Consider the following 13409-nt stretch of genomic DNA (forward strand, 5'->3'; position numbering starts at 1 on the left):
GTGGCGACCGTCCGGGTCCGGTCGACGTATCCGTACTGGTTCTACCTGCCGGCCGCGGCCGTGTACGCGGTGTTCTTCCTGCTGCCGACGTTCGCCTCGTTCTACTTCAGCCTCACCCGCTGGACGCTGTTCGACCACGAGTTCATCGGGCTGGAGAACTTCGTGCAGTTCTTCCGCGAGCCGGCGCTGGTGCGCGGGTTGGTGAACACGCTGGTCTACGCGGTGGTCACCTCGGGGTTGAAGGTGGTGCTCGGGCTGCCGCTCGCGGTGCTGTTGACCTCGAACATCCTCGGCCGGGGGCTGCTGCGCTCGGTGGTGTTCTTCCCGGTGCTGGTGAGCACGATCGGGGTGGGGATCACGTTCACCGTGCTCATGCACCCCAGCCAGGGGTTGATCAACGACGCGCTCGGCACGCTGGGCATCGACGGGCCGGGGTGGCTGACCGATCCCTCCTACGCGCTGCTGTCGGTCGCGCTGGTGGACGTGTGGAAGGGCATCGGGCTGGCCACGATGATCTACATCGCCGGGGTGGTGTCCATCCCCCGGGAGTACTTCGAGGCGGCCATGGTCGACGGCGCCGGCCGGCTGGCGAGCTTCCGGTACGTGCTGTTGCCGCTGGTCTGGCCGGCGACGACCACGGTGATCATCCTGTCGCTGATCGGCGGGCTGCGGTCGTTCGACCTGATCTGGGCGATGACCAGAGGCGGACCGGGGTTCACCTCGGACGTGATCGCGTCGGTGATCTACAAGCAGTACCAGGCGGGCTTCTACGGCCTGTCCACCGCCGGCAACGTGGTGCTGTTCCTCCTGGTCACCGCCATCGTCCTACCCCTGACCCACGTCCTGAACCGCCGCGAGGTCCACCTGTGACCGGCCAACGCGGTGTCGACCGCAGCGAAGGGACCCTTCGCTGCGTTGCGGACCGAGCCGGGGAGGTGGGGCCATGCGGCGGGTGTTGGTGAGCGTGGTGGCGGTCGGGGTGTCGGTGGTGCTGTTCGTGGTGCCGTTCGTGTTCGTGGTGCTGCAGGCGCTCAAGGACCGGCAGGGCGCGGCCGCGCTGGACTTCTCCTGGCCCGACCAGCTGCGGTTCGTGGAGAACTTCGTGGCGGTCATCGAGGCGCGCGACTACATGTTGATCATCGCCTACATCAACAGCACGATCCTGACCGTCACCAGTGTCACGATCATGGTGGTGCTGGCGGCGATGGTGGCGTTCGTGCTGCAGCGGCGGCGCGGCCGGTGGCGCGGGTTGGTCGACTTCCTCGTCCTGGCCGGCCTGATCATCCCGCCCGCGGTGGTGCCGACGATCTGGGTGCTCCAGCGGCTCGGCCTGTTCCGCACGATGCCGGGGCTGATCCTGGTCGAGGTGGCCTTCGGGCTCTCGTTCTCCGTGTTGTTGTTCCGCAACTTCCTGGCCACCGTGCCGCGCGAGCTGGACGAGTCCGCGGTGATCGACGGCGCCGGGCCGCTGCGGGTGTTCTTCCAGGTGATCTTCCCACTGCTGCGCTCGGTCGCGGTGACGGTGATCGTCGTGCAGTCGGTCGTGATCTTCAACGACTTCACGAATCCGCTGTATTTCCTGCCAGGGGACCAGAACGCGACCGTGCAGTTGACCATCTACAACTTCCAGAGTCAGTACTCGACCCAGTACAACCTGTTGTTCATGAACATTTTGCTGATCACGGTCCCACCACTGGTGATGTTCCTCATCGCCAACCGGCGAATCGTAGCTGGTCTGACCGCGGGCGCCATCAAGGGCTGAGTTGATCATGGCAAACCAGCGGAGGGCCTTCACTGCCTGCTAGTTTTGCTGGTATACGTGGAATCAGCAAAAAGTGTTCGTTAGCGACACCCGATCTGTCCACAAAGGACAGTTGGGGCAGAGGGAGTGATGGCCGGGTGGCTGACGGCAGGGAGCTGGTACCACTGCGCACCGGATTCGACGTGGTGCTCCGTGGTTACCGGCGCGGTCCGGTTCGCCAGTACGTGCAGAGCGTCGAAGAGGAGCTCCGCATGCTGGCCGCCGACCGCGACGCGAACGCCCATCATGCCGAGAGCCTTACCAAGGAGGTAGAGAAACTCCGGGCCGAACGGGCCAAACTCGAACGGAAAGTCGACGAGCTCAGCCGCGCGCCGATCGACGCGACCGCGCTGCCGGAACGGTTACGGCGCATGCTTGAGCTGGCCAAGGAGGAGGCCGCGGAGATCATCGCCCGCGCCCAGGCCGCCGCCGAGAACTGCTGGGCCACCGCCGAGGAGGCCGCCGGCCGGCTGCGCGCCCGCTACGAGGACTCCATCGCCGAGTTGGACGAGCGACGCCGCACCATGGAGACCGAGCACCGCACGCTGCTCGCCCAGACCAGGGCCGAGGTCGCGGACATGACCACCGAGGCCGACCGCCGCCGCGCGGAGCTCGACGACCGCGCGGCCAAACGCCGCGAGCGGGTCGAAACCGACTTCGACCTGGCGATGTCGGCCAGACGGGCCGAGGCCATGCGGGAGATCGTCGAGCAGAAGCTGGCGGCCAGGGCCGAGGCCGACCGCCTGGTCGCGGAGGCGAGAGCCGACGCCACCCGCCGGATCGACGCCGCCACCCGCCGAGTCGACGAGCTCCACGACCTGCGCGGCCAGGTGGCGGCCAGGATCCGCGGCGCCCAGGAGGTACTGGCCGCGGCCAGTCCCCTGCTACGACCGGACGCGGCCGAGGCCGAACCACCCCCGAGACCGAGGGCACTCCCCACCCCCCGAGAACACGTCGCCCCCACCCAGGCAGCCAGCTGACCTGGCCGCACACCGGGACCCGATGCCCTGAATGAGGCATTCAGGACGGTGAACGTCCCGAACGACCCATTCAGGGCGTCAACCGACGGCCGGCGCCAGCATCGGTTTCAGTGACCGGACGAACTCCAGGTTCAGGTGGTCGCCGTCGAAGTACACCGCGACGTTGCCGACCACCGCGTAACAGCGCTCGGCGTCGCAGAAGTGGTCGGACAGGTCGACCAGCGTGACCTCCTGCGTGGTCCTGGCCACCTCGGTCAGCGGGTCGAGCGGGTGCGCCTCGGCGCGGGGCACCGCGCAGGCGAGCGGCTCGGTCGGGTTGAGCGTGACGCAGTCGCGGTCGCGCACGTCCCGGTTGTACGGCGGGTCGGCCAGCACGACCACCCGCGCGCCCGCGGCGGTCCACGTGCGCCAGTACGGCAGCAGACCGTCGCGGTACTGCTCGACCTGCGACCGGTCGCTGCCATCGTCGGCGATCTCGGCGCGCGCGAAGAACGAGACGAGCACCAGGTCCGGGGAGTCGTCGGCGATCACCTCGACCATCCGCTCGCTCCAGTCCATGCACGGCTGGGTGCCGCCCTCGGCCGCCCGCGCCCGGTAGCCGACGTACTCGATGTCGGCGAACGGGCACGCGCCGAGGTAGCTCAGCTTCAACACCCACCGGTGTTCCCGCGCCAGGTCGAGCAGCGGCCCCTGCCACTGCTGGGCGTGCGAGTCGCCGACCAGCCACACGGTCTTCGGTGAGTCGGCGCCTCGGCTGAAGTCACAGATCGAGGTCGTCTTCTTGCCCCCGGCGGCGTACTCGTCGAGCTGACGGCACTCCCTGGGGGTCTTGTAGTACTCGTTGGCCGGGCCCATCGCCACGATCTCGGCCGGGCCGAGCGGGTCCGGGCACTCGTTGGCCGGGTCGAGCGCGCCCGCGCCGTGACACCGGTTCGCCCGCTGCTCGGCCATCTCGACCTCGGCCTGCGCGACGTGCCGCCCGTAGGTCCAGTTCAGCGTGCCGGCCACGAGCGCGATGACCACCACGCCGGCGACCATGCCGGCGAAGGTCAGCCCGGTGCCGCGGGTCAGCGCCATCCCCCGGTCCTCCACCAGCACCTTCGACAGGTACGCCAGCAGGATGGCGACCCCGAGCACGCCGAGCAGCTGCGGCACGCTCGGCTCGGTGGTGCCCAGGACGAACGGCGCCAGCAGGATCAGCGGCCAGTGCCACAGGTACAGCGAGTAGCTGACGTTGCCGAGGAACTGCACCGGCCAGGCCGAGGTCACCGGCGTGTGCCACAACCGCGCCCCACCGGTGCCGGCGACTATGACCAACGCGGTGCCCACGGTCGGCAGCAGCGCGAGGTAGCCGGGGAACGGCGTGCCGTGCCCGTAGGCGATGGCCGTGGTCACGATCAGCGCGAACCCGGCGAGCGCGGCCACCCCGGCGGCGACCTTCGGCAACACCAGCCGCGCACCACCCAGCGCGACCAGCGCGCCGAGCGCGAACTCCCAGACCCGCACCGGCGTGACGAAGTACGCCGCGTTGGGCGACACCTCCGTGAGGTACACGCTGTAGCCGAGCGAGGCGGCGCCGACCACCGCGATCCCGACCAGCTGCGCGCGCCTGCCGCGCAGCTTGAACAGCAGCAGCAACAACAGCGGCCAGACCAGGTAGAACTGCTCCTCGACCGACAGCGACCAGTAGTGCTGCACCAGGCTGGCGACCGCGTTGACCGCCGAGTAGTCCACCGAGTTGACCGCGAGCAGCCAGTTCTCGTAGTACAGCGCGCTGGCCACGGCCTCGTCCGCGGTCGCGGCCCAACGCGGGTAGGGCAGCAGGAAGTAGGCGGCGACCAGGCTGACCACCAGCACCAGGAATGCCGCCGGCAGCAGCCTGCGCACCCGGCGGGCGTAGAACCGGCCGAGCCGCACCCGGCCGGTGCCGGTGATCTCCCGGTTCAGGTGCGAGCTGATCAGGAACCCGGAGATCACGAAGAACACGTCGACGCCGACGTATCCGCCGGTCAGCCACTCCGGCCACAGGTGGTTGAGCACCACGGCGAGCACCGCCACCGCGCGCAACGCCTGGATGTCGGCGCGGAACCCGGTGCGCTGACCTGCCGGTGCGCTGCCGCCCACCCGCTGCTCGACAACGGTGCCCACGTGTGCCAGCCCCCAGATCGCGGTGACATTCCCCTGCGGGCACCGTACCCATCAACCGCGCACGCCTCACATCGGCGTCACCCGAGTCAGTAGCGCTTGGGCATCATGATCCACAGCGCGATGTAGAGGATGAACTGCGGTCCCGGCAGCAGACAGGACAGCACGAACACCAGCCGGACCCGGCCGACGGGCCAGCCGTAGCGGTCGGCGATGCCGGCACAGACACCGGCGATCATCTTCTTGCTCTGCGGTCTCGTCATTGTGGTCATGACTCCACCATCCCCGCTCCGCACGGCCGCGCCATCGTTGAGAACCCTGAGTTACCCCCGGCACGCGGCCGGCAAACCCCTTACCGGGGAGGCTGGTCCGGCAGTCGCGGGCTGACCCTGGCCTGGGTGTCCAGGGGCGTGGCCGGTGGCGGCGGGCTCGCCGGCGGTGGTGTCGGCCCGACCACCGTCGAGTTGGCGACCGGGGCGACCGGGGTCCTGCTCGGCGTCACGGGCGGCGTGGTGCTCGCCGGGGGCGAGCCGTCTTCGCTCGGCCGTTCTGGCACCACGACCGTGGAGCCGATGACCCCGATGACCAGCGCGCCGGCCAGGCCCGCGACCAGCAGTCCCACTCGGGCTAACTTCGGCTCCCGGCGTAGGGGAAGCACCGGGATCACCGCCAGCGGGTCGCGGACCAGCGCGCCGAGCAGCCCGGCGCAGGTCGCCGCGTCCGGCCGGTTGACCGGCTCCCGCGAGGTCATGGCGGTCAGCAGGCCGCGCCAGGCGGCCGGGACCTCCTCGCCGATCCGGGGTTGCCTGGACAGCCGGGCGACCGCGGCCTCCACCGTGGTGCCGGTGTACTCGGGCCTGCCGGTCAGGCACTCGAGGAGCACCAGGCCCAGCGCGTAGACGTCGGCCTTGGGCGTGACGTCCACATCGGTCACCTGCTCCGGCGCGAGGTAGGCGGCCGTGCCGATCAGCTCCCCGGTCAGGGTGAGGTGCGCGGCCCCCATGGCCCTGGCGATGCCGAAGTCGGCGAGGAAGCCGGCGCCGGCGGTGTCGACGAGCACGTTGGACGGCTTGACGTCGCGATGCACGATGTCCCTGGTGTGCACGTAGGCGAGCACCTCGGCGATCCGCGCGCCGACGCGCGCGGTGGTCACCGAGGCGAGTGGCCCCCGGTCCATCAGGCCACGCAGCGTGCTGCCGGTGACCAGGTGCATCACCAGATAGGGTTGGTCGCTGTCGAGGCAGACGTCGTGCACCGTGACCAGGCCGGGATGGGACAACCCGGCCAGCAGGCGCGCCTCGGCGGCGAACCGGTAGAGGGAGAGGCGACTGCCCTCCCGACGAAAGACCTTCACCGCGACGTCGCGTCCCAGGAGGACATCGACCGCCGAGTACACCGTGGCGACCCCGCCGCGGCCGAGCACCTCACCGATCCGGTACCGGCCGTCCAGCAGGGTGACGGGGCCAGTTGTGGCCGGAGACGGATTCTGAAGCTCCACAGGCACGCACCCCCCTCTCCCAGGACGATGCTTACCACCGGCAATACCAGCCGAAACCCTGGTGACGGCGACTCCCCCCGCACCGGGGGTACCGCTCCACCAACGGGTCAACCGGTCACCTCACAGTTGTCCTATGTAGACGATTGATCGGCGGTCCAGGCGGCGAACCAGGCCCTGGCCGCGGCGACCCCGCCGCCGTCACCGATGGCGACCATCAGCGCGACCCGTGCCTTGCTCGGCGGCAGGCCACCGGCGCCGAACGCGCCCATCCGCCCGACCAGGCCGATGCCGGTGGTCGGCACCCGGGAGGCGACCACCACCGGGATGTCCATCGCCGTCGCGTCGACGACCGGGGTGAACAGCTCGACCGGCACGTTGCCCGCGCCGGTGCCGGCCAGCACCAGGCCGCGCGCGCCGGCGTCGGTCACCGTGGTGACCAGCGACGGCGGCATGTCCGGGTAGACGCTGAGCAGCGCGACGTCGGCCTCCGGCTCGACGGGTCCGCGCGGCGGTCGCGGGGGGCGCGCGCCGAGCCGGACCTGTCCGGCCGCCACCCGACCGAGTGGCCGGCGGGGCCAGGAGGTGACCGTCGCCGAGTCGGCGAGCGTCGCCCAGCGGGCGGCGTGCACCTCGCCGCCGAGGCCGACCAGCGCGCCCGCGCCCCTGGCGGCCGGGTCGGCGGCGAGGGCGATGGCGTCGGCGAGGTTGGCCGGCCCGTCGGGGTGCGCCGCGGCCAGGGTGGTGGCCGCGCCGGTGAACACGATCGAGCCCCGCGCGGCCACCGGCCCGGCGACCAGGTCGGCGAGGAAGGCGGTGTCGGCCAGCGTGTCGAGGCCGTGGGTGACCACCACGCCGGCGAACCCGTCGGCCGCGAGTGCCTGGCGCACCCGCCTGGCCAGCGCCAGCTGGGTGGCCGTCGAGATGTCCCAGGACGGCTCGGCCAGCACGTCCTCGACCACGATCCGGGTGCCGGTCGGCCCGGCGGTCGCGAGCAGCTCCGCGCCGGTGGCCACCGAGGCCAGGCGATGGGCCATGGTGTCGCCGGTGGCCAACAGCAGCAGCGGCCCGCTCACGCGGCACCAAGGGAAGACATAACCCCATATATAACCCTTCAGTGGGTTACATGCCAAACATGCTGGTCACGCACGCCGGGGGCAGTCGGGGCTGCGGGGCACCGGCCACTCCAGGACCGCCATCGTCCAGAAGTCCAGCTGGACCCACCGGTCGGTGAGCGCGGTCGGCATGCCGGCGAGGAACCGGATCGTCTCCCAGGACATGGTGTTCCCGACGATGCCGGACTGCGCGCCGATGACCCCGGCGTACCGGGTCTTCGGTTTGAGCCGCCGCATGCCGGTGCGGTCCAGTTTCCTCTTCCCCTCGGCCAGCAGGCAGTACCAGCAGGCGGTGGTTCCGGGAATCACGGTGAGACCGAACATGCCGACGTGGTAGGCGTAGGCGCCGCCGATGAGGTGGGGCGTGTGCGGCCAGCACGCCTCGGTCACCAGCTCGGCCATTTCCGTGATACCCGGCCAGTCCGCGCAGTTGACGACGAAATCGCTGGCGGCCGCGATTTCCCGGAGATCGGCGGGCTGTTCGAGCCTTTTCACCACCGGGGTCACGGTGATGTGCGGATTGCTGGCCATGAGCCGTTCGGAAAGCACCACCGCCTTGCGTTTTCCGACGTCCGCCATGGTGTACAGATGTTGCCGGTGGAGGTTGTTCTCCTCGACGATGTCGTCGTCACACACGATGATCGTGCCGACCCCGGCCGCGGCCAGTGATGCCGCGGTGAAACTGCCGAGCCCGCCCACTCCGCAGATCACCACGGTGGCCGCCTTGAGCCGTTCCTGAAAGGCGTACCCCCGGTCGCCGTCAATGGTCCCGGCGTCGCAGAACTCCTGGAACAGGCGCAGCTGACGGTCGTAGTGCCCGGCCTCGCCCGCCGTGAGTGTGCCGTGTTCGGCGAGCGGGTCCGCGACCTGGCTGAGCAGGCGCCCTTCCCGCAGGGTCAGCAGGGCCGTGCACAGTTCGACGACGGTCTCCTCGGAATCGCACAACCGCTCGATCAGCTCCGCCACGGTGTGTTCCCCGGTCAGCAGCGGGACAAGCCGGAGAACGACGTCCGTAGCGGAGAACCGCCTGGCCCGCCGATCAGAACTGGAGACGAACAGCAACTGGTTACCGACGTGTTCGGCGACGAGACTGTCGCGCAGTCGTGGCCGCCAGTCCAAGATTTCCACCTGGTTCATGAGGGCTCCCGTGCCGGAAGGAGGGCCGGGGCGCCCCGGCCCTCCTTCATGTGATTGCCGGTCTCAGGCACCGCTGGGGTTGCTCGGGGACCAGTCGAGTGGGGCGAGATCCCGCGCCTGGTCGACGGCGACCAAACCCGGCGTGATGTCAGCGCCCTGCGGAGCGGCCACTGCCGGAGTCGCGGTCAGCGCGAGCGCGCCACCCGCCAGAATTCCCGCGGCCAGCGTAAGGAATGCCGCCCGCTTTGTTGAGTGGTCCATCGTGCCTCCTTCGGTTGGGGTTTACAAAACTGCCGGCGAGCGTAAAACTACGCACCGCCGACGGGACCCCTCCCGAATCAACGCGGAACACGACGGTTGCCCGATCCGGGTCCATCGTCAGTTTCACCCGTGGTGAGTCGGGTCAGAAAGGCGGCGGGTCGGGGTCGGCGATGGGCTCTGGTCGGTGGGGGTAGTGGTAACCCGCCGGGAAAAACCAGACCAGGGTGCGTTCCTGGTCGCGAACTCGCCAGCCACCCAGCGTCTTCGCCCGATGATGACGCCTGCACGCAGGGTGAAGGTTGTCCCGATCGGTTGGCCCATCAGGGAACGGTTGTCGATGATCGATATCGCACCGATACGCCGGCCGAACGCAACCGGGACCGGTACAGGTGGGTAGCTCTGCCCTCACCTGGTCACGCAACGCGGCTGGCGGGGTGTACCTACGTCGGCCGACATCAACGGCTTGACCGGTCGCCGGATCGGTCAGGATCCGCCGCCAGGTCGCGTCGGTCTGCCCAGCGAGCACCAACGCCCGCTGCGCGGGAAGATCACCGTAACCAGCCAACTGAGCAGGCGCGGTGGTAACACCGAGTGCGGTGGCGGCGGGCAGGGTGAGTTGCACGGTGACTTTGGCGTGTTCGAAATCCTTGCCTGCCAACAGATCCAACGCGACATCCGCACGCAACTGATCAAGCGTGCGACCCTCAGCAGCGCCGGTCTCCTTCAGACGACGAGCGATCGCGTTCACCCGCTCATCAGCGAGATGAACACGGTCAGCGGGACCGTGCACAGTGAACGCGGCGCAGCCGTCCTCGGTCGGGTAGGCGTCGACTCGTCGTTCGGCCATCCGCTGCTCGTGCCGGCGTTGGATGACGGAGGCGTCGACCCGGCGAATCACCCTACCCAACAACCGATTCAACGGAGCCGGCGCCAGATCCCCAGCCTGGGGAACCACTTCCGCTTCAACGGTGGCCGCGTCCTGATCAGACAACAGTGCGACCGCATCGGCGATCCTGCTCGCCCGATAGCTGTCGAACCGACCCTGCTTCACCGCCTCCAAGGTCAACGGAAGCCGGGTAGCCAGGGTGATCGCCAGATCAAGTCGTCGTTGCGCGGCACGCAACGACATCCCGAACAACGCCGCCACCTCCAACGCCGCGAACCTCTAATCCGCGTTCGCCGCGTAGGCAGCCAACTGCTCCAACGCATAACCCTCAGTCCGCCACGCCACCCGCTGCATCCCCAACGCAGTCGCCAACGGAATCCCCTGCAGGAGATCCCCTGACGGCACATCGATAACGGGAGCGAACATATGCCCAGTTTACCCTCGAACGCGAGACTTTTCCTTGCCACACAAGGGAATCACCTGATCGAGAAAGTTATGACAAGACGTAGCGAAGACAAGTCGGTTACGCGCCGAGTGTCGCGGTCAGGCTCTGGCCATGGGTCTCGTGGGTGCGGGCCTCGACCAGGGTGCCGCCGGGGACTCGACGCACCCGGACGCCGTCGTCGGCGGAGATCGGGCGTAGGCGTTCGCCGCGGAGCAGGACCGCGACCTCGTGGCGGTCCATCGTCGGGTCGGACAGGGCGATGGTGAGCGTGCCGCCGGGGAGGCGGCGCAGGATCACCGAGGCCGGGCCGTCGATCGCCAGGCGGCCGACGCGGTGCCAGCCGGGGGCGAAGGCGTTCGCCGCGACCAACCCCAGCCCGCTGCGGCGGATCGCCTGTAGTCGCCGGGTGTTGGCCAGCACGCGCAGCGGTCCCCTCGCGTAGGCGCGCAGCCGCTCGTCGGTCGCGCCGGGGACCAGTACGTAGGCCAGGTCGCCGGTGCCGGCGATCGACACCGTGAACACGTTCTTGGTCACCTGCGTGTCGGGGTTGGTCGCGCGCACCACCCGCTGGCTCCGGGTCACCGGCGCCAGTTCGACGCTGACCTTCGGCTCGTCCGGGAAGACGTAGCCGACCGCCGTGCCCTCGGTGGTGTTGGCGTAGCGCAGCCAGCGCAGCCTGCTGGTGCCTGGCGCGCCACCGGTGAGCACGATCTCATCGGCCGGTGCGGCGATTCGACTGTCCACAGTGGTCACTACCGCTCGACCGTCCGGATCGGACACCCCGGCGGCGAGCACCACGATCTCGTCGTCGAGCAGGAACCAGGACTTGGTCGCGCGCGCGTTGCGGTAGGTGACGAAGTCCGCCGGCAGGATCCCCGCCCGCTGGTCGACGTAGGGCACGTCGTCGGACAGCACCATGCCCGCCGCCCCGTACGTGCCGAGCGTGGCACCGCCGGAGAACCCGTTGGTACCGCGCGGAAAGTACACGTACTTGTTCTGCGACTCCGACGACGACGTGAACTCCAGCGGATGACCGGGGTTCTCGTACCAGAACCGGCCGTACAGCTCGGGAACCGTCTGCCGTCGCTGGGTCGGCACGGTCGTGCCCGGCAGCCGGTATGGCGACACGGTGGTGACGAAGTCGACGCCGTACGCCCTGGTCTGGTCCTGTCCGGACAGGTACAGGTGGTACGCGCCGTCGCCGGCGAACCACGGCATCAGGTTCTCGCCGTTCATGTACTCGTACTTGCTGATCCGGTCGGAGCTTCGCGCCAGCGCGAACGCGTAGCCCGGCCGCCGGTGCACGGTCCGGTCCATCGCGTTGAAGGCCACCGTGCGCGCGGCCGGGTTCAGGTCCGCCTCCGGGATCGCCGCGTCGGCCATGATGTCGGCGTAGCGCTGGATGCTGGCCGGGGAGACGAAGCTCGTCGGGTCCAGCGCGCTCGGCGACGCGGCGCGCAGGTGCTTGACGTAACCCTTGAGCGCCACGGCGTTCGCGCCGGTGGCGTAGTCGGCGAGGTCCACGATCGCCTCCACCACGATGGCCACGTCGGCGTAGCCGGTGGCCGGCCGGGACACCGCCCGCCCCTTGACGATCTCCATCATCCAGCCCTCGAAGATCAGCGGCGCGAACCCGTTCACCACCCAGCCACGCACCACCTCGACCAGCTCGCCCCCACCGGCGTGCGCGGTGCCGTCCAGGACCTTGATCGCCTGCACCACCCTGGTCAGCATCGCCTTGCCGTACGAGCCGGTGTAGGCCACCGAGTGGTGCTGGATGAACGACCCGTCGGCGTAGTAGCCGTCGGTGACCCCGTGGTTGAGGTGGTACGGGTCGACCGTGGCGAACACCGTGCGCTGGTCGGCGACCGCCTTGGCGACCCGGGCGTCGTCGCCGAGCACCGCGCCCTGCAGGATGCGGTTGGTGGTGATGTCGGCCAGGTTCGCGCCGGTGTGGAACCGGGAGTCGAGATCGACGTCGCCGTCGGTTCCGTTGCGCAGGTAGGCGTCCATCGAGTCCACATAGGTCCCGACCAGCTCGGGCGCGACCACGTCGGCCAGCAGTACCAACGTCTTGCTCACGCTGGCGGAGATGCCGATCTCCCAGTTGTGCCAGTTGCCGTAGTAGCCGGCGCCCTGGTCGCCGTAGTGGTGCTCGTGCAACCAGACGAGCCCGTCGAGCACCGCCTGCTGCGTGGCGAGGTCGTCGAGCAGCTCACCGCCCTGCGTGCGGGTGGCGAGCGCGATCTCGTACAGGTACTGGAAACTACGGTTGAGGTTGGCGTCGTCGGTGCCCAGCGGCACGCCGGCGAACAGCTCACCGTCGCCGGCGGCGGCCAGCGCCGCCACGTGGTCGCGCGCGGTCCGGGTGATCAGCGCGAGCTTGCCGGCCACCTCGGGCCGCGCGTTGGACGCCGCGGTGCCGGCGAGGCTCGCCACGGTGTTGGCGAGCAGCCGGGACGCGTCCGCCGGCACGGCGGTGGACACGGCGGTGGACACGGCGGGGGACGCGGCGGTGGACGCGGCGGCCGGCGCTGGCACGGACACCGCGAGCAGGCCGGCCGCGGGCGCCAGGGCAAGGGCTTGTCGACGTGTGATGCGCACACGGATGACAGTAACCAGATCTACGCGTTGTTCAATGGTTCTTTACCCACCGATTCCTGAGTCCACCGGTTGGCGGTCAACCGGAAGCTCGGCAGGTCGTCGAGGGACATGGTCGCCTCGTAGGTCCGCTGGTAGCCGGTGTGCCGGATGCGCCACTGACCGTCGGCCTCCCGGCGGTAGCGGTCCTCGTAGAAGGCCGCGCCGGTGATCACCACCCGGTAGCGGGTGGCGATCACCGTGTCCTGGAAGGACCAGCGGCCACTGGCCTGGTCGCCGTCGAGGTCGATCTCCGGCTGGCCGGCGAGGTGGGTGGTGATCATGTCCGGGCCGCCGAGCTTGTCGCGCATGAACCCGACGATGGCCGCGCGGTCGGCCAGCCGCAGCGGCTCACCGTAGACCGGGGTGCCGTAGTCGGCGGTGGCGTCCTCGGTGAGCGTGCCGGCCAACCCCTCCCAGTCCTTGGTGTCGACACAGCGCAGGTAGCGGTACTTGAGACGCTTGATCTCTTCGAGTGCGACGAGGTCCATGGCCTCCAGCCTG

The 13409-nt window shown here is 69.5% G+C and carries 12 protein-coding genes; 3 read left to right on the top strand and 9 right to left on the bottom strand.

Translation table 11 applies throughout. The annotated features are described in order from the left end of the window. From ACYVIP_RS30330 to ACYVIP_RS30340, 3 genes are all read left to right on the top strand, one after another. The gene (locus ACYVIP_RS30330) at nt 1-870 is read left to right on the top strand and encodes a carbohydrate ABC transporter permease (RefSeq protein ID WP_460402494.1); all 870 of its coding nucleotides are present in this window, start codon (nt 1-3) and stop codon (nt 868-870) included. Nucleotides 871-943: 73 nt separating this feature from the next. Beyond that, nucleotides 944-1762, top strand: coding sequence for a carbohydrate ABC transporter permease (locus tag ACYVIP_RS30335; protein WP_460402496.1), 819 nt, complete (start codon nt 944-946; stop codon nt 1760-1762). A 137-nt stretch (nt 1763-1899) separates the two neighbouring features. Continuing rightward, entirely contained in the window at nt 1900-2781 is an 882-nt protein-coding gene (locus ACYVIP_RS30340; protein ID WP_460402498.1) for a cellulose-binding protein, read from the top strand. A gap of 78 nt (nt 2782-2859) precedes the next feature. Here ACYVIP_RS30340 and ACYVIP_RS30345 read toward each other — a convergent pair whose 3' ends face one another. The 9 genes from ACYVIP_RS30345 to ACYVIP_RS30385 all read right to left on the bottom strand — a co-directional run bounded on the left by ACYVIP_RS30345 (nt 2860) and on the right by ACYVIP_RS30385 (nt 13396). Then, a complete protein-coding gene (locus ACYVIP_RS30345) occupies nt 2860-4929 on the bottom strand; it encodes an acyltransferase family protein (RefSeq protein ID WP_460402500.1) in 2070 nt (689 codons plus the stop codon). 86 nt (nt 4930-5015) lie between these two features. Continuing rightward, the gene (locus ACYVIP_RS30350; protein WP_460402565.1) at nt 5016-5189 is read right to left on the bottom strand and encodes a PspC domain-containing protein; all 174 of its coding nucleotides are present in this window, start codon (nt 5187-5189) and stop codon (nt 5016-5018) included. 89 nt (nt 5190-5278) lie between these two features. Further along, nucleotides 5279-6430 carry a serine/threonine-protein kinase gene (locus ACYVIP_RS30355; RefSeq protein ID WP_460402502.1) on the bottom strand — a complete coding sequence of 384 codons (1152 nt, stop codon included), beginning with the start codon at nt 6428-6430 and terminating at the stop codon, nt 5279-5281. Between the two features lie 125 nt (nt 6431-6555). Next, nucleotides 6556-7497: an asparaginase domain-containing protein gene (locus ACYVIP_RS30360; RefSeq protein ID WP_460402504.1), complete on the bottom strand. Its 942-nt coding sequence runs from the start codon at nt 7495-7497 to the stop codon at nt 6556-6558. Nucleotides 7498-7563: 66 nt separating this feature from the next. Further along, nucleotides 7564-8673 carry a HesA/MoeB/ThiF family protein gene (locus ACYVIP_RS30365; protein WP_460402506.1) on the bottom strand — a complete coding sequence of 370 codons (1110 nt, stop codon included), beginning with the start codon at nt 8671-8673 and terminating at the stop codon, nt 7564-7566. 63 nt (nt 8674-8736) lie between these two features. Next, the gene (locus ACYVIP_RS30370; protein WP_460402508.1) at nt 8737-8934 is read right to left on the bottom strand and encodes a hypothetical protein; all 198 of its coding nucleotides are present in this window, start codon (nt 8932-8934) and stop codon (nt 8737-8739) included. 142 nt (nt 8935-9076) lie between these two features. Beyond that, entirely contained in the window at nt 9077-10081 is a 1005-nt protein-coding gene (locus tag ACYVIP_RS30375; RefSeq protein WP_460402567.1) for an HNH endonuclease signature motif containing protein, read from the bottom strand. Nucleotides 10082-10343: 262 nt separating this feature from the next. Then, nucleotides 10344-12869, bottom strand: coding sequence for a polysaccharide lyase family 8 super-sandwich domain-containing protein (locus ACYVIP_RS30380; protein WP_460402510.1), 2526 nt, complete (start codon nt 12867-12869; stop codon nt 10344-10346). A gap of 20 nt (nt 12870-12889) precedes the next feature. After that, a complete protein-coding gene (locus ACYVIP_RS30385; protein WP_460402512.1) occupies nt 12890-13396 on the bottom strand; it encodes a nuclear transport factor 2 family protein in 507 nt (168 codons plus the stop codon). Between the last annotated feature and the right edge of the window lie 13 nt (nt 13397-13409).

The organism is Actinophytocola sediminis (assembly GCF_054779715.1).

Bases quoted from the DNA above. Each gene is read 5' to 3' on its own strand.
- ACYVIP_RS30335 (WP_460402496.1), top strand. From the start codon at position 944: ATGCGGCGGGTGTTGGTGAGCGTGGTGGCGGTCGGGGTGTCGGTGGTG.
- ACYVIP_RS30350 (WP_460402565.1), bottom strand. From the start codon at position 5,189: ATGACGAGACCGCAGAGCAAGAAGATGATCGCCGGTGTCTGTGCCGGC.
- ACYVIP_RS30365 (WP_460402506.1), bottom strand. From the start codon at position 8,673: ATGAACCAGGTGGAAATCTTGGACTGGCGGCCACGACTGCGCGACAGT.
- ACYVIP_RS30370 (WP_460402508.1), bottom strand. From the start codon at position 8,934: ATGGACCACTCAACAAAGCGGGCGGCATTCCTTACGCTGGCCGCGGGA.
- ACYVIP_RS30385 (WP_460402512.1), bottom strand. From the start codon at position 13,396: ATGGACCTCGTCGCACTCGAAGAGATCAAGCGTCTCAAGTACCGCTAC.